This is a genomic window from Paraburkholderia fungorum, from assembly GCF_046026025.1.
Taxonomy (GTDB): domain Bacteria; phylum Pseudomonadota; class Gammaproteobacteria; order Burkholderiales; family Burkholderiaceae; genus Paraburkholderia; species Paraburkholderia fungorum_E.
In genome coordinates this window covers 128,715-149,418 of the sequence record NZ_JAQQFL010000011.1, presented here as the reverse complement: position 1 = coordinate 149,418, position 20,704 = coordinate 128,715, and the positions used below count along the sequence as shown (strand labels likewise).

Here is a 20,704-nt window from a genome sequence, read left to right as displayed (position 1 = left end):
ACCTCAAATCGGGGCGGGCTCAAGGTGGCGCATCGCTTCCTCATGAAGGAAATCGCCCTTCAGGCGGGCCTTGGACTCGCCACGGTCGACCGGGTGCTGAACGGCCGGGAGCACGTCCGTGAACACACTCGCCAGCGCGTGCAGCATGCGATCAAGGAACTGGAGAAGCAGCAGTTCCAGTTGGCGACCAGCGGACGCAAGCTCGTTGTCGACGTGCTTGTCGAAGCGCCGCGCAGATTCTCCGACGAGATCCGTGAAGCATTGGAGTCGGCATTGCCGGGATTGCATCCAGCCGTCTTCCGGCCGCGCTTCCTGATGCAGGACATGATGACGACGGCGCAGGTCGTGGATGCGCTGAACGCGATTGGCCGAAGAGGCAGTCATGGCGTTTTGCTCAAGGCGCGCGACGTCCCTGAAGTTGCCGGCGCTGTTGCGGACTTGCAGCAACGGGGTATTCCGGTCATCACCATCTTTACGGACATTGCGCAGTCCGCTCGCATTGCTTACGCAGGTCTCGACAATCGGATGGCGGGAGCGACAGCCGCCTATCTGATCGCTCAATGGCTGGCGCGCCGGGAGGGTGACGTCCTCGTCACAATGAGTCACGAGCGCTTCAGGGGCGAAGAAGAACGCGAGCGCAGTTTCCGTGATGAGTTGCTGCGACGATCCCCGAAGCTGAAACTCGTCGACGCGAGCGGCGGCCAGGGTCTGGACGCTCAAACGGAGGAGCGGGTAAAACGGGCCGTTGGTTCGGGCCGCAAAATCGTGGCGGTGTATTCGATGGGCGGCGGCAACGTGGCGATACTGCGCGCACTCAAGTCAATGGGCCAGACGCCGAAGTGCTTCATCGGGCACGACCTGGACCGGGACAACGTTGCGTTGCTGCGCGAGGGAAAACTGAGCGCAGTATTGCACCATGATCTGCGCCAGGACATGCGAGTCGCGTGCCATTACATCATGCACTTTCATAAACTGCTGCCGACGTCGGCAGTGGGATCGTCTTCGTCGGTGGTGGTGGTGACGCCGGCGAACATTCCGCAATCTGTCGAGCAGCGCTTCGGCAAGTGAGGCTGTTAGACCGATTGCCGCGCCGTTGCACCGGCCCCTTGCGGATCGGCTATCGCGCAGCAGCGCAGGCGCTCACCGATCCACTTTTGTTATCGCCCCCTCCAATACACGGATTGTTAGCGCATCGCACCGCTCGTATATTGACTGAACGAAAGCAGACGCAGCACGATCAGCAGAAATACGACAACGGAAAGGCAGGTCGCCCAGGCCTGCCGCAGGAGCACAGCAATGAATCGAATCGATCTGGAGGGGCGTGTTGTCGCCATTACCGGCGGCGCGCGCGGCATTGGCTACGCGGTGGCGCAACGGGCGCTGCAATCGGGCGCATCGGTCGCGCTGTGGGATATCGATGCCGAGCGGCTCGCGCGCAGCCAGCATGAGCTCAGCGAACTGGGCAAGGGCAAGGTAACGGCCGTCACCGTCGAACTTACCCAGGAAGCCTCAGTCGTTCAGGCGGTGGCGCAAACGCTCGCCGCGCATGGCGCGATCGACGTGCTGATCAACTGCGCCGGCATCACGGGCGGCAACGGCGCGACGTGGGAGTTGGATCCTGAGGTCTGGCGCCGCGTGATCGACGTGAATCTGATCGGCCCGTATCTCACCTGCCGCGCGGTCGTGCCGCAGATGCTCAAGCAGGGCTATGGCCGGATCGTCAATATCGCGTCGGTGGCGGGCAAAGAGGGCAACCCGAACGCCTCGCATTACAGCGCCTCCAAAGCCGGCCTCATCGGCTTGACCAAATCCCTAGGCAAAGAGCTCGCCACGAAGAACATCCTCGTCAATGCGGTCACGCCGGCCGCTGCCAAGACGGAGATCTTCGATTCGATGTCGCAGCAGCATATCGACTACATGCTTTCGAAGATTCCAATGAGCCGGTTCCTGTTGCCGGAAGAAGCAGCGTCGCTGATTCTCTGGCTCTCGTCCGAAGACTGCGCGTTCAGCACGGGTTCGGTATTCGACCTGTCCGGCGGCCGCGCCACTTACTGAGGCATCGCTGCGTGACATGAGCGGTGACATAAGCAGTGACATAAGCAGTGACCGCAGCAGTGCAGGTGGCAAAAAAAGAACCGCAGAGCGCGACCCGCGTGCCCTGCGAAGGAGACGACATGAATCCGCATTCGCCCGCTTCGCTGGAGGCGATCAACAGCAAGGTCATGCGCCGGCTGTTGCCGTTTCTGTTGTTGATGTATGTGCTGGCGTTTCTCGATCGCGCCAATATCGGTTTCGCGCAGAAGGCGTTGCAGCACGATACGGGGCTGTCCAATGCGGCGTTTGCTTTTGGCGCGGGCGTATTCTTCGTCGGCTATGCATTGTTCGAAGTCCCGAGCAATCTTCTGTTGCATCGGGTCGGCGCACGCGCGTGGATGTGCCGGATCATGGTGACGTGGGGGCTCGTCTCGGCGGCAATGTGTCTTGCGCATACGCCGACTGCCTTCTATTCGCTACGTTTTCTGCTGGGTGTCGCCGAAGCGGGCTTCTTCCCCGGCGTGATCTATTACCTGACCCACTGGTTTCCACAAGCGGCGCGAGCACGCGCGGTCGGCGTGTTTTACTTCGGTGCGCCGCTGGCATTTATCTTCGGTAGTCCGTTGTCCGGTTCGTTGCTCGAATTGCATGGCGCGATGGGTTTGGCCGGCTGGCAGTGGCTGTTTCTGATCGAGGGCACGTTGGCCTCGCTGGTCGGCGTATGGGCGTTCTGGTATCTCGACAATCGCCCCGAAGACGCGCGTTGGCTCGATACAGAAGAGTGCAGTACCTTGCGCGGCGCGCTGGACGACGATGCGCGCGCCGCATCCGCTCATGGACCGCGTCATATTCTGGCCGCGCTGGTGGACCGCCGGGTGTTGCTGCTCTCGGCAATCTATCTGCTGATCCAGATGAGTGTCTACGGCGTGATTTTCTATCTGCCGCAACAGGTGGCCGCTTTGCTCGGTACGACGGTCGGCTTGCGCGTGGGCCTCGTCGCCGCGTTGCCGTGGCTGTGCGCGTTGGCGGTGACATGGTACGTGCCGCGTCGTGCGGACCGAACGGGTGGACACCGGCGCTGGGCAGTCGCGCTGCTGGTGCTCGCGGGCCTCGGCATCGGCGCCTCGGGGCTCTCGCATAGCCCGTCGATCGGCTTGATCGCGCTGTGTTTCGCAGCCAGTGGCTTCATCGCGGCGCAACCGCTGTTCTGGACATTCCCGACGCGCTATCTCACGGGAGCGGCGGCGGCGGGTGGGATCGCGCTGATCAATTCGCTCGGCGGCCTGGGCGGATTCATCGCGCCGAGCCTGCGCACCGCTGCGGAACGGCTCTTTTCGTCGAGCTCGGCCGGGCTGATCGTATTAGGCGTGTCGAGTCTGCTGGCGGCGCTCATGATCGGCACGCTGTTGCGACGTGACGGCGCGCTGTCATCCGGCGGGTCTTTCCAGAACTTGCTGCACCGCGCCCGCTAGGCGCATTTTCGGTTGCGCGTCGACGCACCAACAACGGAGCCCTCTTCATGGCCATGCCTACTATCCGGCACGTGCGTGCCTTCATTGTCCGCGGTGGCGGGGCGGATTATCACGATCAACCCGACGGACACTGGATCGACGATCACATTTCCACGCCGATGGCGCGTTACCCGGAGTATCGTCAGAGCCGCCAGTCGTTCGGGATCAACGTGCTCGGCACCCTGGTCGTCGAGATCGAAGCGAGCGACGGTACGGTCGGGTTCGCCGTGACGACGGGTGGTGAGATCGGCGCCTTCATCGTCGAGAAACACCTCGCGCGTTTTCTCGAAGGCCAGCTTGTGACGGACATCGAGAAGATGTGGGATCAAATGTATTTCTCGACGTTGTACTACGGTCGCAAGGGCGTGGTGCTGAATACCATCTCCGGCGTCGATCTCGCGTTGTGGGATCTGCTCGCGAAAGTCCGCAAGGAGCCGGTGTACCAACTATTGGGCGGACCGGTGCGCGACGAGCTCGTGTTCTATGCGACCGGCGCGCGTCCTGACCTCGCGAAGGAGATGGGTTTCATCGGCGGCAAACTGCCGTTGCAGCATGGTCCTGCGGAAGGCGAAGATGGTCTGCGAAAGAATCTGGAGAAGCTCGCCGAGATGCGCAGCCGGGTCGGCGATGATTTCTGGCTCATGTACGACTGCTGGATGAGTCTCGACGTACCGTATGCAACACGCCTCGCGCAGGCCGCGCACGAATACGGTTTGAAATGGATCGAAGAGTGTCTGCCGCCGGACGACTACTGGGGTTACGCCGAACTGCGCCGCAACGTGCCGCGCGGCATGATGGTGTCGACCGGCGAGCATGAGGCGACGCGTTGGGGCTTTCGCATGCTGCTGGAAATGCAGTGCTGCGATCTGATCCAGCCGGATGTGGGCTGGTGCGGCGGCATCACTGAACTCATCAAGATCTCCGCGCTTGCCGATGCCCACAATGTAATGGTGGTGCCGCATGGTTCGTCGGTGTATAGCTATCACTTCGTCGTCACGCGGCACAACTCGCCGTTCGCCGAATTTCTGATGATGGCGCCGAAAGCGGATGAAGTCGTGCCGATGTTTACGCCGCTATTGCTCGATGAACCGGTGCCTGTGAACGGGCGGATGAAAGTGCCGGACACGCCGGGGTTCGGTGTGCGGCTCAATCCGGAATGTGCGCTGGTGCGGCCTTATCCACGTTGAGCACGCTAAGCAAGCAGAGCACTCGGCGTGCGTACCAAAGACGGCGTGACCTCGATTACACCGCGCAAGACTTTGCATTGATTCAGCCAACAGGAGAATGACGTGTTGCTCAAGGACAAGGTCGTGATCGTCACAGGCGGTTCGCGTGGCATTGGCCGCGCAATAGCCGTTGCGTGCGCAACCGAAGGTGCGGATGTGGCGATCAACTACTGGGGCGACAACGACGCATCCTATGGACGCCGTTCAGCCGTCGCGGAAGTGGTCGGCGAAATCGAGGCGCTGGGGCGGCGCGTGATCGCGGTCGAAGGCAATGTCGCCGTGCGCGAAACCGGCCACGAACTCGTTCGCCAGACCGTGGAAGCGTTCGGCAAAGTCGACGTGCTCGCGAGCAATGCCGGCATCTGTCCGTTCCACGCCTTTCTCGACATGCCACCGGACATATTGGAGTCGACAGTGGCCGTCAATCTGAACGGCGCGTTCTATGTCACGCAGGCCGCCGCGCAGCAGATGAAAGCGCAGGGCACCGGCGGCGCGATCGTGGCGACGAGTTCGATCAGCGCCCTGGTAGGTGGCGGCATGCAAACGCATTACACGCCGACCAAAGCCGGTGTGCATTCGCTGATGCAATCCTGCGCGGTGGCGTTGGGGCCGTACGGCATTCGCTGCAATTCGGTCATGCCCGGCACGATCGCGACCGATCTGAACGCGGAAGATCTCGCCGACGAAGCAAAAAAAGCCTACTTCGAAAAGCGCATTCCGCTGGGCAGACTGGGCCGTCCGGAGGATGTTGCCGATTGCGTCGTGTTTCTTGCCTCCGAGCGCGCACGCTATGTCACGGGCGCCGCGCTGCTGGTGGATGGCGGACTGTTTGTCAACCTGCAGTAGCGCGCGATGCCGACGCTACGTGGCTGCTCTCAATGGACCGGTGTGGATACGCTCGTAGGCTCGGCCGTTGCGGCGGCAGAATCGTCGCGAGCGAGCTTGCGTGAGAAGCCGCGCAGCAAATCGATGAAACGCAGCGCCGGATCGGCGAGTGTTTCTTCCTTGCGCGTGAGAATGCCGAACCCGGCGAGGCTCTTGCCGATTTCGAGCGGCAGCGCGACCAGCAGCTTGCCACGCACGTGATCGCGCACGACCGATTCGGGCAGCATGGCCACGGCGTCGTAGTTCTCGAGCAATTGCAGCGTGGCGAAGATCGACGCGCACTCGGTCAGATTGACCGGTGTCGCAAGACCGGCACGCGCGAGTTCCTCTTCGAACAGCACGCGCGCCGGACTGGTGACCGGTTGCGCGACCCATGGCCAGTCGATCAGCTCGCGCAGCGTAATGTGCGAGCGCTGCGCCAACGGATGCACCGAACGCACCACCAGCAGCAAGGTTTCGCGAGCGAGCGGCTCGAAGCTGAAATCGTTGTGTTGCAACGGACTGGTCAGGCGGCCGAGCGCCAGGTCAATTTCGCGGCGATGCAGCAACTGAACGACCTGGTCGCTGGTTTCGCCCAGAATGCGCACGTTGAGCAAAGGGCTTTCGGTTTTCAGCGCGGCGACCGCCATGGCCAGCAGATCGGGCGCGGCGCCCATGATGGCGCCGACCGTCAACTGTCCATGTCCGCCGCGGCGTTTGACGTCGAGGTCTTCGGCAAAACGGGTCAATTCGGCCAGTGCCCGCCGCGCATAGGCCAGCGTGACCACGCCGAGCGGCGTGGGCGTCATGCCGCGTGCGTTGCGCTCGAACAGCAGGAAGCCGAAGGCCTCCTCGATGTCGCCGAGCATGCGGCTCGCGCTGGGTTGCGCGACATTGATCGCTTCAGCCGCCTGGTGGAGATTGCGTGCGTCGTCGAGCGCGACGAGCAGCGCGAGGTGTTTGAACTTGAGCCGATTGACGAGTGCGATGGCAGCTGAGTGTTGGCTCATGGTTCCGGTGCGATTCGGTTTGTGGATCGCCCAATCCCAACAACGGATTGAGTTGCTATCGACGCAGGAATTATAGTCGTATCAGACGCTTCTCTGAGAAGGCGCCCGGATACGACGGGAGACAGGCCGCAATGGAAACAATCGCTTTCCGGATGGTGCTCAACCCCGGCATGCGCGAAGAATACGAGCGACGTCATGCGCAAATCTGGCCTGAACTGGTTGATGCATTGCACAACGCCGGTGTGCACGACTATCGGATTTTCTTCGACGCCGAATCGAACCACCTTTTCGCCGTTCTGACGCGCACCACGAATCACACCATGAACGCGCTGCCGCGACTCGACGTGATGCGCAAATGGTGGGATTACATGGCGGACATCATGCAGACAGCTCCCGACCATACGCCGCTTCAGCAGCCGCTCGAGCCGGTTTTTCATCTGAATTCACTTAGCTGACTTTGTCTGGACCCAGGCGCGGAGGGTGTCGCATGCAGGTTGTCGATTCGCATATTCACTTGTGGGACCTGAAGACGCATCGCTATCCGTGGCTGGAGAACCCGGGCGTGTCGTTCGTGGGGGACGCCCGCGCGCTGAAACACGACTACCTGCTCGACGATCTGCTGGGCGAAGCGGGTGATATCGAGGTGCTGAAACTGGTGCACGTGGAAGCGAATCACGATCCCGCCGATCCGGTCGAGGAAACCCGCTGGCTGCAATCCATTGCGGATCGTCCGGCGTCGCACGGTATGCCGGATGCGATTGTCGCCGCGGTGGATCTGTCCGCGGCGAACGCACCGGAACTGCTCGAGGCGCACGCGTCGTTCGCCAATACGCGTGGCATCAGGCAGATCCTGAACGTGCACGAGAACAAGCTGTTCGATTACGTAGGCCGTCATTTCATGCGCGAACCCAAGTGGCGCGAACATTTTGCGTTGTTGCGCCGATACGACCTCTCGTTCGATCTGCAACTGTATCCGTCGCAGATGGAAGCGGCGGCGGAGTTGGCGCGCGCCCATGGCGATACGGTTTTTATCGTCAACCATGCGGGCATGTTCGTGGACCGCAGCAGTGTCGCCGGCTATCGCGCGTGGCGCGACGGCATGCGAATGCTCGCCGCCTGCAGGAATGTCGCGGTGAAGATCAGCGGACTCGCCATGTTCGATCATCAATGGACGGTGGAAAGCCTGCGGCCTTATGTGCTCGAAACGATCGACACGTTCGGTGTCGAGCGAGCGATGTTCGCGTCGAACTTTCCGGTCGATCGTCTGTTCGGCTCTTACGCGGATTTGTGGCACGCGTACGCGTCGATCGTCGGCGGCGCGAGCATGGCTGAGAAAGACGCGTTGTTTTGCCGTAACGCGGAGCGCTTTTATCGTATCTGATCGTACCTGACGTGCCGATCCCGATGTACCGCATCGGCAGCACGCTCGAAAGCGAAGAAGAAGGAGGAGACAAGTCGTGCAGCAATCCCCATCCGCTGTGCCCAGGCTCGAACTACGGCACGCGAGCAAATCGTTCGGCCGGGTCCGTGCGTTGTCGGACGGCGATCTCGCGTTATGGCCGGGCGAAGTGCATGCGTTGCTCGGTGAAAACGGCGCGGGCAAATCGACACTCGTGAAGATTCTCGCGGGCGTGCATCAGCCGGATACCGGCGAGCTGCGGGTCGGCGGCGTGGCGCGCCGCTTCGCGACGCCCGCCGAAGCGCGCGACGCGGGTCTCGCGGTGATCTATCAGGAGCCGACGCTGTTCTTCGATCTCTCGATCGCGGAGAACATTTTCATGGGACGTCAGCCGGTCGACCGGATCGGCCGCATTCAATACGACGCCATGCGGCGCGAAGTGGACGGCTTGCTGGCCTCGCTCGGGGTCGATCTGCGGGCGGATCAACTGGTGCGTGGTTTGTCGATTGCCGATCAGCAGGTGATCGAAATTGCGAAGGCGTTGTCGTTGAACGCCAACGTGCTGATCATGGACGAACCGACCGCCGCCTTGTCGCTGCCCGAAGTGGAGCGGCTCTTTGCGATCGTGCGCAAGCTGCGCGAACGCGACGTGGCGATTCTGTTCATCACGCACCGGCTGGATGAAGTGTTCACGCTGACGCAACGCGTGACGATCATGCGCGACGGCGCGAAGGTATTCGACGGGCTCACCGCCGACCTCACCACCGAATCCATCGTCGCGAAGATGGTGGGCCGCGATCTGGAGACGTTCTATCCGAAAGCCGACCGGCCGCCGGGCGAAGTCCGCCTGTCAGTGCGAGGACTCACGCGCGTGGGCGTTTTCAAGGACATTTCCTTCGACGTCCGCGCCGGCGAGATCGTCGCGCTGGCGGGTCTCGTCGGCGCGGGCCGCAGCGAAGTGGCGCGCGCGATCTTCGGTATCGATCCACTCGACTCGGGTGAGATTTCGATTGGCGGCCAGCGTCTCGCAGCGGGCAGTCCGGCGGCGGCAGTCCGTGCCGGTCTTGCGCTGGTCCCGGAGGATCGTCGCCAGCAAGGGCTGGCACTGGAGTTGAGCATCGCGCGCAATGCCTCGATGACGGTGCTCGGGCGTCTAGTGAAACATGGCCTGATTTCCACGCGTAGCGAAACAGAGTTGGCCGATAAGTGGGGCACGCGCCTGCGTCTCAAAGCAGGTGACCCCAATGCGCCGGTCGGCACGCTTTCCGGCGGCAACCAGCAAAAGGTCGTGCTGGGCAAGTGGCTCGCCACCCATCCGAAGATTCTTATCATCGACGAACCCACCCGCGGTATCGACGTCGGCGCCAAAGCCGAGGTGTATGGCGCGCTCGCGGAACTGGTGCGCGACGGCATGGCCGTGCTGATGATTTCGAGCGAGTTGCCGGAAGTGCTCGGCATGGCCGATCGCGTACTGGTCATGCACGAGGGCCGTATCAGCGCCGATATCGCGCGTGCCGAAGCCGACGAAGAGCGCATCATGGGCGCCGCGCTCGGTCAGCCGATTCCCCCGTTGGGGCACGCAGCATGATGCGCCATTCGTCAACTCATCCCGCGCCGGTTCAGGCGCCGGCCGCCAGGCGCACCGGTAGCGCGCCGGGCAGCTTCATTGGGAGTATCGCGAAGAGCCGTGAGACGACGCTCTTCGTCGTGCTGATCCTGTTGATTGTGGGCACGGGGCTCGCAAAACCGCAGTTTCTGAATTTGCAGAATCTGCGTGACGTGCTGCTCAATGTGTCGATTATCAGCTTGCTGACCGCCGGCATGACGGTGGTGATCCTGATGCGCCATATCGATCTGTCGGTGGGCTCGACGGTCGGCATCAGCGCCTATGCGGTCGGCAGTCTGTACGTGGCGTTTCCGCATATGCCGGTGATCGTCGCGCTGCTGGCCGGAATCGCGATTGGTCTGGTGGCGGGCAGTATCAATGCGTTGCTCGTCGCGGTGGGGCGCGTGCCGTCGCTGGTGGCGACACTCTCCACGCTCTACATCTTTCGCGGTGCGGACTATGCGTGGGTACACGGTGGGCAGATCAACGCGACCAGTTTGCCCGATGCGTTTTCCCGTCTCGCTACCGGCACATTCTTTGGCATACCGACGCTCGCGCTGATCGCGATGGTGGTGCTCGCCGGTCTCGCGGTCTATCTGAAGCAGTTTCGCGGCGGGCGGGAACACTATGCGATCGGCTCGAACCCGGAGGCGGCGCGGCTTGCCGGCGTGAACGTCGAACGTCGCGTGATGGCGGGTTTTCTGCTGTCCGGCGCGATTGCCGGTTTCGCGGGCGCGTTGTGGCTGGCACGCTTCGGCACCGTGGATGCGAGCACCGCGAAGGGCATCGAATTGCAGGTGGTTGCCGCCGCCGTGGTGGGGAGTGTTGCGATTACCGGCGGTGTGGGCACCATTCTCGGCGCCACGCTCGGCGCGCTCGTGCTGGGTGTGATCAGCATCGCGCTCGTCGTGCTGCACGTTTCGCCATTCTGGGAGCAGGCGATCCAGGGCGCGCTGATCGTCGCCGCGATTACCGCCGACACTTTGCTGGCCCGCTCCGTCGCCAAACGCATGATGAGGAAACGCGATCATGGCTAAACCCGATTCCGCGCTGCTTACGCGCAAACGCGAAACGCCGTTGCAGTGGGAAGTGCTGCTGATCGTCGTGCTGGCCCTGTCGCTCGCGCTCGGCCGCCTGTTGTCGCCGGTGTTTCTCACCGGCGCGAATGTCAGCAATATCCTTGCCGATCTGACTGAGATCGCGTTGATGGCGCTACCCATGACGCTGATTATCGTCGCCGCTGAAATCGATCTGTCGGTGGCGTCGGTGTTGGGCGCCTCCAGTGCACTGATGGGCGTGCTGTGGCACATGGGCTTGCCGATGCCGCTCGTGATCGTGCTCGTATTGATTGCCGGCGCGCTGGCGGGGCTGCTGAACGGTCTCGTGATCGTCAAGCTCAATCTGCCTTCACTCGCGGTCACCATCGGCACGCTGGCGCTGTTTCGCGGACTTGCCTACGTATTGCTCGGCGATCAGGCCGTGGCGGATTTTCCGCCCGCTTATACGGCGTTTGGCATGGACACGGTCGGCTCGAGCTTCATCCCGCTGCCCTTTGCAATCGTGATTGTCGGCGCAGTGCTGTTTACCGTGCTGCTGCAGTCCACCGCCTTTGGCCGCAGCCTCTATGCAATTGGCGCGAATTCGACCGCCGCGGCTTTCTCCGGCATCGAGGTCGCGAAGATCAGGCTGCGTCTATTCGTGCTGTCCGGCGCGATGAGCGCGCTGGCAGGCGTCGTCTATACGCTGCGGTTCACCAGCGCCCGCGGCGACAACGGCGAAGGTTTCGAATTGTCGGTGATCGCGGCGGTGCTGTTCGGCGGCGTGAGCATTTTCGGCGGACGCGGTTCGATGTTTGGCGTCCTGCTGTCGCTGCTGATTATCGGCGTGTTGAAAAACGCGCTGACACTCGACGACGTGTCGAGCGAAACGCTCACGATCGTGACCGGTGTGCTGTTGCTGGCCTCGGTGCTGATTCCCAATCTGGTTGCCCGCTGGCGCGCGGCGCGTGACCGGCGTTTTATCGCAAAGTCCGCTGCATCCTCATAACGTTTTCTCAAACCGGCTCCAGAAGAAATACCGCATACCAAATACCGACAACCCGGACAAGCATTCGTCCGACAACAAAGCAGGAGACGCCTCATGTTCAATCCTCTACGTCACACCGGCAAGACCGCGCTGTGCATTGCTCTCGTCGCGATCAGTTGCGCCGCGTCCGCTGCGGGCCTGAAAAGCGGCCTGAAGATTGCCTTCGTGCCGAAGCAGATCAACAACCCTTATGAAGTGATCGCCGACGACGGCGGCATGGCCGCGATCAAGGAGTTCAACGGCGCGGGCAAGGTCGTGGGGCCGTCGGATGCGGGCGCATCGTCGCAAGTGCAATACATCAACACGTTGATCACGCAGCGGCAGGACGCGATCGTGATTGCGGCCAACGACGCGAACGCGGTCGTGCCGTATCTGAAGAAAGCGATGTCGCAAGGGATCAAGGTCGTGACCTTCGACTCCGACACGGCGCCTGAGGGCCGTCAGCTGTTCGTGAATCAGGCGAATGCGGAGGGTATCGGTCGAGGCCAGATCCAGCTGGTTGCGAAGCTGATGGGAGGCGAGGGCGAATTCGCCGTGCTGTCGGCCACGCCGAACGCGACCAATCAGAACACGTGGATCAAGTGGATGCAGGAGGAGTTGAAAAAGCCCGAGTACTCGAAGATCAAGCTCGTGAAGATCGCGTATGGCAACGACGACGACCAGAAGTCGTTCGTCGAAACGCAAGGTTTGCTTCAGGCGTATCCGAATCTGAAGGCGATCGTTGCGCCGACCACGGTAGGCATTGCAGCGGCGGCGCGTTATATCTCGTCGTCGTCAAGCAAGGGCAAGGTGCAGGTGACCGGGCTGGGCACACCGAACCAGATGCGGGCGTTCGTGAAGAACGGGACGGTCAAGGCATTCCAGTTGTGGGATCCGAATCAGTTGGGCTATCTGGCCGCCTATGCGGCGGCGGCGCTGGCCTCAGGGACGATTGCCGGCAAGGAAGGCGAATCGTTTGATGCAGGCAAGCTCGGCAAGCGCACGATTGGACCGCAAGGCGAAATCATTCTCGGACCGCCGACCACCTTCGACGCGAGCAATATCGATAACTTCAACTTCTAGCCAGCGAGCCGGGCGCCTCAACGCGAGGTGCGTGAGGTGCATTAGGTGCGTGAGGCGCGCGATGTGCCACAGGGCATCGCGCGCCATACGGAGACCTGACAGCGGGCTTGTGCGCTGTCTGGTACGGGATATGCAGACCTGCCGATCAAAACCCGAAGTCGCCTTGAATACGCGCAAGCGGCTTTGGCGCGAACTTTGAGACCTATACTATGAGTCGGTAAGCCGACCGTGGGCGTCGTGTGCCCGAACTGCTATCTTGCGTGACAACCGTTCGGACAGCGGACGATCACCGGCATGGCGTTCGATGGCCGTGGTGTTCGGCGCGGACAAGGGCACACAGTCGGAACGGATGCCGTACACGCGGACAAATCCCTGCCTGGAGGTGCATGATGATCGATACGACCTGGCTTGTGGTGGCTGACGGAGGTCGCGCCCGGGTTTTCCTGGCGCCGGGGCTGACACTCGACTTGCAAGAGAAAGAAGCCCTCATCAACACGGAATATACCGGCACGATGCTCACGGAAAAGGACCGTGAGAAGTTCGCGAAGCGCGTTTCCGACTATCTGGAAGAAGGCAGGCTCCATCAGCATTACAACCGGCTAAGGCTCGCCATCGAGCCAAAATTCCTCGGCATGGTCAAAGCGAATCTCCGCGAAGAAACACGCCGGCTGATATTCGAGCAGGTTAGCGAGGATCTGTCGACGCTCAATGTCAGGCAAATCGAGGCACACCTGGGGCGACGGCACTGACTGGCGATCAAGGTGCGGACAGCATCCGCATGGTGAATGCTACGTTGCCTTGAATTCTGCCGCGCAGGTTTTATGCGTCACTGACGCGTGGTTCCGAGCCACCGGATTCTTCGGTATCGCGGAACCAGGTTTCTGCATGAGACCGCTCGGCAACCCAGGAGCGTGACTGCGGTGTGTTGAACTCGCGATCGATAAACCGGCGCCCCCATTCGACCCCGTCTCTCACTGCCTCCTCCTCGGTCAGCCACTCGGGTTGAACGGTCATGGGAATAACATCGACAACAGTCTGGGCGCCGCGACTCACGCTCACATTGGCGATCCAGGCGCCGAGCTTGTTACGCTCAGGGTGCACGGTAATTTCAAATTCACCGTAAGAAACAGAGCTTGTTGGCATCGTTTTCTCCTGTGCCGCGTTCATGATCGATAGCTGTCCGCAATTCAGCGTGCATGCTGCCCCCAAGTGTCATGGCGCCATCATGCCGCAATTCCAGCCTTCCAACACATGGGTAGCGCGGCTGAACGGCAAACCACCCGACATATTTGACCAATAGCTAGCATCGGAGAGCCCCATGTTCACAGGGTCATGACTTGTTCATAGACTTCCAGTACGAAGTAATTGCAGGACCTCATTTCATCCGGTGGCGGGAGGCTGTATGACACAAAATGAATTTTCATATCGACGGTTTCTGATTTCCGCAACGATCGCACCTCTGCAAGCAAGCCGGGGGATCGCCACAGTCGATGTCACGACCGCGGACCCGGAACGCATCGCCGATCTCGGAACTGAACGCTTTATTCATGTGGAGCGGTGGGTTGAAAGAAACGACCCTGCGTTCCTTCAGGTCGTGGTGGACGAGTGCAAGGTCGCTATCGACCATTACGCGGACAACGTTGACGATAGTTGATTTCGCCAGCGCGCTTGCGCCGACTCTCGCATAAGGTGTTGCAATGCAAGAATTCGTCGAGATAGCGCGTCGACCTCTGCAAATTAGGACTATCCTGACCTTACGCTGGATGAAAGCGCACTGTCGCATGACAGTCGTGCGGTGGATGCAGGCAACTGCCGGTCTTGTGCGAAGCCGTATGGGGTCAGGGAGAAAACCATGTCGGAGCAGCAGGGCAACTTGAGTGACGAATTCATCGCGCAGCAGCGTCTGCGCCTCGAAGCATTGCGCCGCGAACTGTTGGGCGGAGAAGAGAAGACGACCGCTGACGAACGAACGGCCCAGGAGCAGCACGGCGACGAGGCCGAAGAGTCGGAGGACGTCGCGCAAGGCATGGCGCAGAACGAGGTCAATCAGGCGCTGCACGACGTGAACGACCAGCGCATCAGCGATATTGAACGCGCGCTACGCAAGATCGACGAGGGTACCTATGGTCTCTCCGATGAGAGTGGGGACCCGATACCGAAAGCCCGGCTCGAAGTCGCCCCCGAGGCTATCCTGACCGTTGAAGAGCAAGGCCGGCGCGAGGCCCGGCAATGATAGCTGCCGGCGAGCTGTGGTGTCGGCAGCACGCTCAATAGCGATCAGTAGAGTTCCGTTGAAGCCCAGTAGGGTCCAGGCCCCAGCGCACCCCGTCGCTGCGCGGCGCAGCATGTCCGCAAATCAGATCCCCTGGTTGAAATGCAGCGGCACAGGCGCCGCCCGATGCCTATCATCGGAACAGCCAATATTCCTTTCCTGACACTCCCCTCATAGAATCCAGGTACGGTTTCGGGGGGTAGCGGGGGGGGGGGGCGTTATGCTAATCATGTTGAAAGCGTCACGATGATCAATTCGCGCTTTTCCGACAATGCTCGTCGAAAACGGACGAGCTCAACAACCTCGGAACATGCCGTGCCCGATGCTCCATCGCTATTACGACTCTCTACTTATTGAACAAAAACAAACGGACCGTGGAGGGTGGGTCTGGCGTGTTCGCAATTCACATGGACGCGTCCTATAACCTTTGAACTGGCCGCATGTTTTAACCGATAAAGGTGACTCCCGATGCCCGCCCTCTGCGAAATCTGTAATGCCCGTCCTGCTGTTGCCCGTGTGACCGTTGTGCAAAACGGCGAGCGGAAATCCATGTCGATCTGCGACTACGACTACCGGCAATTAATGCGGCACCAAAGCATGCTCAACCCATTTGATTCACTGCTCGGGGGAGGCGGCCTGTCGCGCTTCTTCGGCGGCATGGAGGATGGCGACGAGGACGAAGATGCCGGTTTCGCCGCCGAGGTGCCGCGTGAGTCGGTCGATGCGACCGATGCTTTCAGTGAGCAGACGCTCGAGTTGCTGCAGCGCGCCGCGGAGAAAGCCCATGAGCTTGGCCGTAACGAACTCGATTCGGAACACCTGCTGTACGTGCTCGCGGACACCGACGTGTGCGCGGCGCTGCTAAAGGAGCTCAAGCTCTCGCCGCAGGACATCAAGGGATATATCGATCAGCATGCGCAAAAGGGCACCGTCGATCCCGACGCGCCGATGGACAAGATGACCGTCTCGCCGCGTTTGAAAAAGGCGTTCCAATATGCGTTCCAGGCGTCGCGCGATCTGGGGCACTCTTATGTTGGCCCGGAGCATCTGCTGATCGGCCTTGCGGCCGTGCCGGACAGCATTGCGGGTACGTTGCTGAAGAAATATGGCGTGACGCCGGAAGCGTTGCGTCAGAAGGTCGTGAAAGTCGTGGGTAAAGGCGCGGAGGACGGACGTGTCGACGCGCCAACCGGCACGCCCAACCTTGACAAGTTCGGACGCGACCTCACGGCCATGGCGCGTGAGGGCAAGCTTGACCCGGTGCTGGGTCGTGCGCAGGAAATCGAGAGCACGATCGAGGTGCTCGCCCGGCGCAAGAAAAACAATCCCGTGTTGATCGGTGAACCGGGTGTTGGCAAGACCGCGATCGTCGAAGGGCTGGCCCAACGCATCTTCAATGGCGACGTGCCTGAAGTTTTGCGCGGCAAGCGGCTCGTCGAGGTGAACATCAATTCGATGGTGGCAGGTGCGAAGTATCGTGGCGAATTCGAAGAGCGTGCCAAGCAGTTGATCGATGAAGTCACGGCCAAAAAGGATGAACTGATCCTGTTCATCGACGAACTGCATACGATCGTGGGCGCGGGACAAGGTGGGGGTGAAGGCGGGCTCGATATCGCGAACGTGCTCAAGCCCGCGCTTGCGCGTGGCGAACTCAGTCTGATCGGCGCGACGACCCTCAACGAATATCAGAAGTACATCGAAAAGGACGCGGCGCTCGAGCGGCGCTTCCAGCCAGTGTTGGTGCCGGAACCGACGGTCGAGCAGACCATCGTCATCCTGCGCGGCCTTCGCGACAAGCTCGAGGCGCACCACCAGGTGACGTTTGCCGACGATGCGTTTGTCGCCGCGGCCGAACTGTCGGATCGCTACATCACGTCGCGCTTTTTGCCCGACAAAGCCATCGACCTCATCGACCAGGCGGCGGCACGTGTGCGCATCGGCGCGACCTCGCGTCCTGCGGCCATCCTGGAGCTCGAAGCCGAGATCGCCCAGCTCAAGCGCGAGCAGGATTATGCGTCGTCGCGCAAGCGCTTCGATGAGGCGAAAGCGTTCGAGGCACGGATCGGCGAAAAGCAGGAGAAGCTCGAAGAACAGATGGAGACATGGCAGCGCAAGACCGGCTCGGAAACGCTCGAAGTGACCGTGCAGTCAATCGCCGAAGTCGTCTCGCGTCTCACCGGCATTCCGGTTACCGAACTCACGCAGGAAGAGCGCCGGAAGCTTCTGGAGATGGAGAACAAGCTGCGCGAGCGCGTGATCGGACAGGACGACGCGGTGGTTGCCGTGAGCGACGCCGTGCGCCTGTCACGTGCGGGACTCGGCCAGACGAACCGGCCTATTGCGACATTCCTGTTCCTGGGACCCACTGGCGTCGGCAAGACCGAACTCGCGAAAGCGCTCGCGGAAACAGTGTTCGGCGACGAGCAGGCGGTCGTTCGTATCGACATGTCCGAGTACATGGAACGTCACGCGGTCGCACGGTTGATCGGCGCGCCTCCGGGCTACGTCGGTTATGACGAGGGCGGCCAACTGACCGAGCGCGTCCGGCGCCGCCCTTACTGCGTGATCCTGCTCGACGAAATCGAGAAGGCGCACCCCGACGTGTACAACGTGCTGCTGCAGGTATTCGACGACGGGCGGCTGACCGACGGCAAGGGCCGGGTCGTGGACTTCAGCAACACGATCATCATTGCGACGAGCAATCTCGGCGCATCGATCATCATGGACAACCTCGAAAAACCCGAAGCGGATCGCCAGGGTGAGAAAGCGATCCGCGAGGAATTGATGGGCGTGCTCAAGGGACACTTCCGGCCCGAATTCCTGAACCGGATCGATGAGATCATCGTCTTCCATGGGCTCTCGCGCGACAACATCCGCTCGATTGTGCAGATCCAGCTCGAACGGGTGGTGCGCACCGCGGCCGCGCAGGACATTACCCTCAAGATAGACGAATCGGTGATCGATCACCTAGCCGAAGCCGGTTATCGACCGGAGTTCGGCGCCCGCGAGTTGAAGCGCCAGATTCGCCAGGAGCTGGAAACGCGGCTTGCGAAGCAGATGCTCGGCGACGTCCTGAAGTCGGGCGACAGTGCTGAGGTCAGTTATGACAAGGAAAGCGGCGAAGTGAAGTTCACGAAGAGCGAGGCAGCGTCTGCGTCTAAGGCGGCGAGCGGGAAGGGGAGTAACGGACGCGCGAAGAAAAAACCGTCTAAAGACGGCGGCAACCCCGAGCCAACTGAAAGCGCCGCCACGAAGCAGTGATGTCTGCCCGTATCCCAGCCTTATGCCGTGAGACGGCGCAATCCCCCACGAGAAGGCCTTAAGACCTCCTCAGGCAGACCTGGAGTCTCATATGACCACGCGACGCGAAGTTCCGGGAATCCGGCCCTATGACGCACCCGCTGGAGGGTGGGGCGCGCTCCGAGCGACCGCTCAAGCCGTTCGAACCCAGATGGAAAGCATCGAGGCGCCCATCACGCTGATGCGGACCAATCAGCCTGACGGCTTCGACTGTCCGGGTTGTGCGTGGCCGGACAAGGAACACAAATCCACCTTCCAGTTCTGCGAAAACGGCGCCAAAGCCGTCACATGGGAAGCAACGACCAAGCGGGTGACGCCGGAGTTTTTCGAAAACAACACGGTAACGTCGCTGCTGCAACGAACGGATTTCGAACTGGAGGATCTCGGCCGGCTGACGCATCCGCTCGTCTACGACCGCGCCACGGACAAGTTCCGGGCGGTCGAATGGGAAGACGCATTCGCGCGTATCGGCGAAGTGCTGCGAGGCTTGTCCTCGCCCGACGAGGCCGAGTTCTATACGTCAGGCCGCGCGTCGAACGAGGCTGCCTATCTCTTTCAATTGCTCGCCCGCGAGTATGGGACGAACAATTTCCCGGATTGCTCGAACATGTGCCACGAGCCGACCAGCGTTGGCTTGCCCCAGTCGATCGGAATCGGCAAAGGCACGGTATCGCTCGAGGATTTCGACAAGACCGAACTCATCCTCTCGATTGGTCACAATCCCGGGACCAATCACCCCCGGATGATGGGGACACTCCATGAGTGCTCGCGACGCAACGTCCCGATCATCGTGTTCAATCCGCTGCGCGAGCGCGCGCTTGAACGCTTCGCCGATCCGCAGAGCGTCATTGAAATGGCGACGTTCGGATCGACCCGGATCGCGTCGACCTATTTTCAGCTCGACGCCGGCGGAGACGCAGCCGCGCTCAAGGGCATCATGAAAGCGCTGCTGCAGATGGACGCGGAGCAGGGCAACACAGTCCTCGACCACGCGTTCATCGCGGCGCACACCCAGGGTTTTGACGCGTTTGCCGCCGATCTGAAAGCGACGTCATGGGAGGATATCGAAAAGGCCAGCGGGCTCACCCGGGAAGATCTCGATGAAGTTGCCGTTGCCTACGCAAAATCGAATGCGACGATTGTCACCTACGGTATGGGCGTCACCCAGCATAACAAAGGCACCGCCAATGTCCGTCTGATTGCCGATCTGTTGCTATTGCGCGGCAACATCGGCAAACCCGGCGCGGGCATCTGTCCTTTGCGCGGGCATTCCAACGTGCAGGGGAATCGTACGGTCGGCATCACCGAGAAGCCGTCCGCCACCTTCTTGAAGCAGATCGAAGATGTCTTCGGGTTCACGCCGCCGGCGGCGCACGGGCACGACGCCGTCCAGGCGATGCAGGCGATGATCGCCGGTACGGCCAAGGCTCTGATTTGCCTCGGCGGGAACTTCGCGGTTGCGTTACCCGATTCCGGGCAGTCCTTTCCTGCAATGGGCAAGCTCGATCTGAGCGTCCATCTCGGTACCAAGCTCAATCGTTCGCATCTGCTAGTGGCAAAAGAAACGTACGTGCTGCCGGTTGTGGGCCGCACGGAACTGGATATCCAGGCGACCGGCCGGCAATCCATTACGGTCGAGGATTCGATGTCGATGGTCCACGCTTCATCCGGCAAGCTGACGCCCGCATCCGAACACCTGCTGTCCGAGCCGGCGATCGTGGCCGGTATCGCAACGGCAACGTTGCCGAACAGCAAGGTGGCATGGTCGGAGCTGGTTGCCAACTACGACAGGATCCGTGACCTGATCGAACAAACCGTGCCGGGATTCGAGGCATTCAATGAGCGGATCCGGGTGCCGGGGGGATTCCGCATGCCGCTTCCCCCGACCGAGCGCGTGTGGCCCACGCCGTCAGGAAAAGCGATGTTCTCGGTGTACGGCGGCGTGACGGAAGACGCAGATGTTCTCGGCGCCGAAAATGTGCTGCGTCTCATCACGATCCGCAGCCACGATCAGTACAACACCACCATCTATGCGCTCGACGATCGATATCGAGGCGTGTTCGGCCGGCGTGACGTGCTGTTTATGAACGAAGACGATCTTGCCGAACGTGGACTCGAACATGGCGATCTGGTCGACATTGAAACCATTTCAGCGGGCAGACAGCTTTGCCTGAAGAAGATCACGGCGATCGCTTACAACATCGCGCCGGGTTCGGTGGCGGCCTATTACCCGGAAGCCAACGTGCTGGTGCCGCTCGACTTCATCGACAAGGAGAGCGGTACGCCTTCGTACAAGTCGGTTCCTGTTCATGTTGTGCGTTCGGCCGAAGCTTGA

The 20,704-nt window shown here is 61.2% G+C and carries 18 protein-coding genes; 16 read left to right on the top strand and 2 right to left on the bottom strand.

Annotation, left to right across the window (positions count from 1 at the left end; all coding sequences use genetic code 11):
- Positions 1-42 precede the first annotated feature (42 nt).
- The 5 genes from PQR67_RS14715 (at position 43) to lra1 (ending at position 5,617) form a co-directional block, all read left to right on the top strand.
- Positions 43-1,068, top strand: coding sequence for a LacI family DNA-binding transcriptional regulator (locus PQR67_RS14715; protein WP_408460171.1), 1,026 nt, complete (start codon positions 43-45; stop codon positions 1,066-1,068).
- Between the two features lie 228 nt (positions 1,069-1,296).
- Entirely contained in the window at positions 1,297-2,055 is a 759-nt protein-coding gene (locus PQR67_RS14710) for an SDR family NAD(P)-dependent oxidoreductase (RefSeq protein WP_408460168.1), read from the top strand.
- Between the two features lie 119 nt (positions 2,056-2,174).
- Positions 2,175-3,506, top strand: coding sequence for an MFS transporter (locus tag PQR67_RS14705; RefSeq protein WP_408460165.1), 1,332 nt, complete (start codon positions 2,175-2,177; stop codon positions 3,504-3,506).
- A gap of 47 nt (positions 3,507-3,553) precedes the next feature.
- Positions 3,554-4,732, top strand: coding sequence for an L-rhamnonate dehydratase (rhmD, locus tag PQR67_RS14700; protein WP_408460162.1), 1,179 nt, complete (start codon positions 3,554-3,556; stop codon positions 4,730-4,732).
- Between the two features lie 102 nt (positions 4,733-4,834).
- A complete protein-coding gene (gene lra1 / locus PQR67_RS14695) occupies positions 4,835-5,617 on the top strand; it encodes an L-rhamnose 1-dehydrogenase Lra1 (protein WP_408460159.1) in 783 nt (260 codons plus the stop codon).
- Positions 5,618-5,646: 29 nt separating this feature from the next.
- Here lra1 and PQR67_RS14690 read toward each other — a convergent pair whose 3' ends face one another.
- A complete protein-coding gene (locus PQR67_RS14690) occupies positions 5,647-6,645 on the bottom strand; it encodes a LysR family transcriptional regulator (protein ID WP_408460156.1) in 999 nt (332 codons plus the stop codon).
- A gap of 131 nt (positions 6,646-6,776) precedes the next feature.
- On the opposite strand from PQR67_RS14690, the gene rhaM reads away from it, so the two are divergent.
- The 7 genes from rhaM (at position 6,777) to PQR67_RS14655 (ending at position 13,546) form a co-directional block, all read left to right on the top strand.
- Positions 6,777-7,100, top strand: coding sequence for an L-rhamnose mutarotase (gene rhaM / locus PQR67_RS14685; RefSeq protein ID WP_120346805.1), 324 nt, complete (start codon positions 6,777-6,779; stop codon positions 7,098-7,100).
- 32 nt (positions 7,101-7,132) lie between these two features.
- Entirely contained in the window at positions 7,133-8,026 is an 894-nt protein-coding gene (locus PQR67_RS14680; protein WP_408460152.1) for an amidohydrolase family protein, read from the top strand.
- 76 nt (positions 8,027-8,102) lie between these two features.
- Entirely contained in the window at positions 8,103-9,632 is a 1,530-nt protein-coding gene (locus PQR67_RS14675) for a sugar ABC transporter ATP-binding protein (RefSeq protein WP_408460149.1), read from the top strand.
- Positions 9,629-10,687, top strand: coding sequence for an ABC transporter permease (locus PQR67_RS14670; RefSeq protein ID WP_408460146.1), 1,059 nt, complete (start codon positions 9,629-9,631; stop codon positions 10,685-10,687). The genes PQR67_RS14675 and PQR67_RS14670 overlap by 4 nt, the downstream gene beginning before the upstream one ends.
- Positions 10,680-11,696 carry an ABC transporter permease gene (locus tag PQR67_RS14665; protein WP_408460143.1) on the top strand — a complete coding sequence of 339 codons (1,017 nt, stop codon included), beginning with the start codon at positions 10,680-10,682 and terminating at the stop codon, positions 11,694-11,696. The genes PQR67_RS14670 and PQR67_RS14665 overlap by 8 nt, the downstream gene beginning before the upstream one ends.
- A 93-nt stretch (positions 11,697-11,789) precedes the next feature.
- Complete coding sequence (rhaS, locus tag PQR67_RS14660; RefSeq protein WP_408460140.1) at positions 11,790-12,797, top strand: rhamnose ABC transporter substrate-binding protein; 1,008 nt, start codon at positions 11,790-11,792, stop codon at positions 12,795-12,797.
- A gap of 386 nt (positions 12,798-13,183) precedes the next feature.
- Entirely contained in the window at positions 13,184-13,546 is a 363-nt protein-coding gene (locus tag PQR67_RS14655; protein ID WP_408460137.1) for a host attachment protein, read from the top strand.
- A gap of 70 nt (positions 13,547-13,616) precedes the next feature.
- Here the strand turns inward: PQR67_RS14655 and PQR67_RS14650 are convergent, their stop codons facing one another.
- Positions 13,617-13,964, bottom strand: a complete 348-nt coding sequence (locus tag PQR67_RS14650; protein WP_408460134.1) for a DUF6566 family protein — start codon at positions 13,962-13,964, stop codon at positions 13,617-13,619.
- A gap of 235 nt (positions 13,965-14,199) precedes the next feature.
- On the opposite strand from PQR67_RS14650, the gene PQR67_RS14645 reads away from it, so the two are divergent.
- From PQR67_RS14645 to PQR67_RS14630, 4 genes are all read left to right on the top strand, one after another.
- On the top strand, positions 14,200-14,451 hold the full coding sequence (locus PQR67_RS14645) for a hypothetical protein (protein ID WP_408460131.1): 252 nt from the start codon (positions 14,200-14,202) through the stop codon (positions 14,449-14,451).
- 198 nt (positions 14,452-14,649) lie between these two features.
- Positions 14,650-15,030, top strand: coding sequence for a TraR/DksA family transcriptional regulator (locus PQR67_RS14640; RefSeq protein ID WP_408460128.1), 381 nt, complete (start codon positions 14,650-14,652; stop codon positions 15,028-15,030).
- A gap of 507 nt (positions 15,031-15,537) precedes the next feature.
- Positions 15,538-18,330 carry an ATP-dependent Clp protease ATP-binding subunit gene (locus tag PQR67_RS14635; RefSeq protein WP_408460125.1) on the top strand — a complete coding sequence of 931 codons (2,793 nt, stop codon included), beginning with the start codon at positions 15,538-15,540 and terminating at the stop codon, positions 18,328-18,330.
- A gap of 91 nt (positions 18,331-18,421) precedes the next feature.
- On the top strand, positions 18,422-20,704 hold the full coding sequence (locus tag PQR67_RS14630) for an FdhF/YdeP family oxidoreductase (protein ID WP_408460122.1): 2,283 nt from the start codon (positions 18,422-18,424) through the stop codon (positions 20,702-20,704).

Coding starts and splice junctions, on each gene's coding strand:
- rhmD (WP_408460162.1), top strand. CDS start 3,554: ATGGCCATGCCTACTATCCGGCACGTGCGTGCCTTCATTGTCCGCGGT.
- PQR67_RS14650 (WP_408460134.1), bottom strand. CDS start 13,964: ATGAACGCGGCACAGGAGAAAACGATGCCAACAAGCTCTGTTTCTTAC.
- PQR67_RS14630 (WP_408460122.1), top strand. CDS start 18,422: ATGACCACGCGACGCGAAGTTCCGGGAATCCGGCCCTATGACGCACCC.
- PQR67_RS14690 (WP_408460156.1), bottom strand. CDS start 6,645: ATGAGCCAACACTCAGCTGCCATCGCACTCGTCAATCGGCTCAAGTTC.
- PQR67_RS14655 (WP_408460137.1), top strand. CDS start 13,184: ATGATGATCGATACGACCTGGCTTGTGGTGGCTGACGGAGGTCGCGCC.
- PQR67_RS14670 (WP_408460146.1), top strand. CDS start 9,629: ATGATGCGCCATTCGTCAACTCATCCCGCGCCGGTTCAGGCGCCGGCC.
- PQR67_RS14710 (WP_408460168.1), top strand. CDS start 1,297: ATGAATCGAATCGATCTGGAGGGGCGTGTTGTCGCCATTACCGGCGGC.
- PQR67_RS14715 (WP_408460171.1), top strand. CDS start 43: ATGAAGGAAATCGCCCTTCAGGCGGGCCTTGGACTCGCCACGGTCGAC.
- PQR67_RS14680 (WP_408460152.1), top strand. CDS start 7,133: ATGCAGGTTGTCGATTCGCATATTCACTTGTGGGACCTGAAGACGCAT.
- PQR67_RS14645 (WP_408460131.1), top strand. CDS start 14,200: ATGACACAAAATGAATTTTCATATCGACGGTTTCTGATTTCCGCAACG.
- PQR67_RS14640 (WP_408460128.1), top strand. CDS start 14,650: ATGTCGGAGCAGCAGGGCAACTTGAGTGACGAATTCATCGCGCAGCAG.
- PQR67_RS14635 (WP_408460125.1), top strand. CDS start 15,538: ATGCCCGCCCTCTGCGAAATCTGTAATGCCCGTCCTGCTGTTGCCCGT.
- PQR67_RS14705 (WP_408460165.1), top strand. CDS start 2,175: ATGAATCCGCATTCGCCCGCTTCGCTGGAGGCGATCAACAGCAAGGTC.
- rhaS (WP_408460140.1), top strand. CDS start 11,790: ATGTTCAATCCTCTACGTCACACCGGCAAGACCGCGCTGTGCATTGCT.
- rhaM (WP_120346805.1), top strand. CDS start 6,777: ATGGAAACAATCGCTTTCCGGATGGTGCTCAACCCCGGCATGCGCGAA.
- PQR67_RS14665 (WP_408460143.1), top strand. CDS start 10,680: ATGGCTAAACCCGATTCCGCGCTGCTTACGCGCAAACGCGAAACGCCG.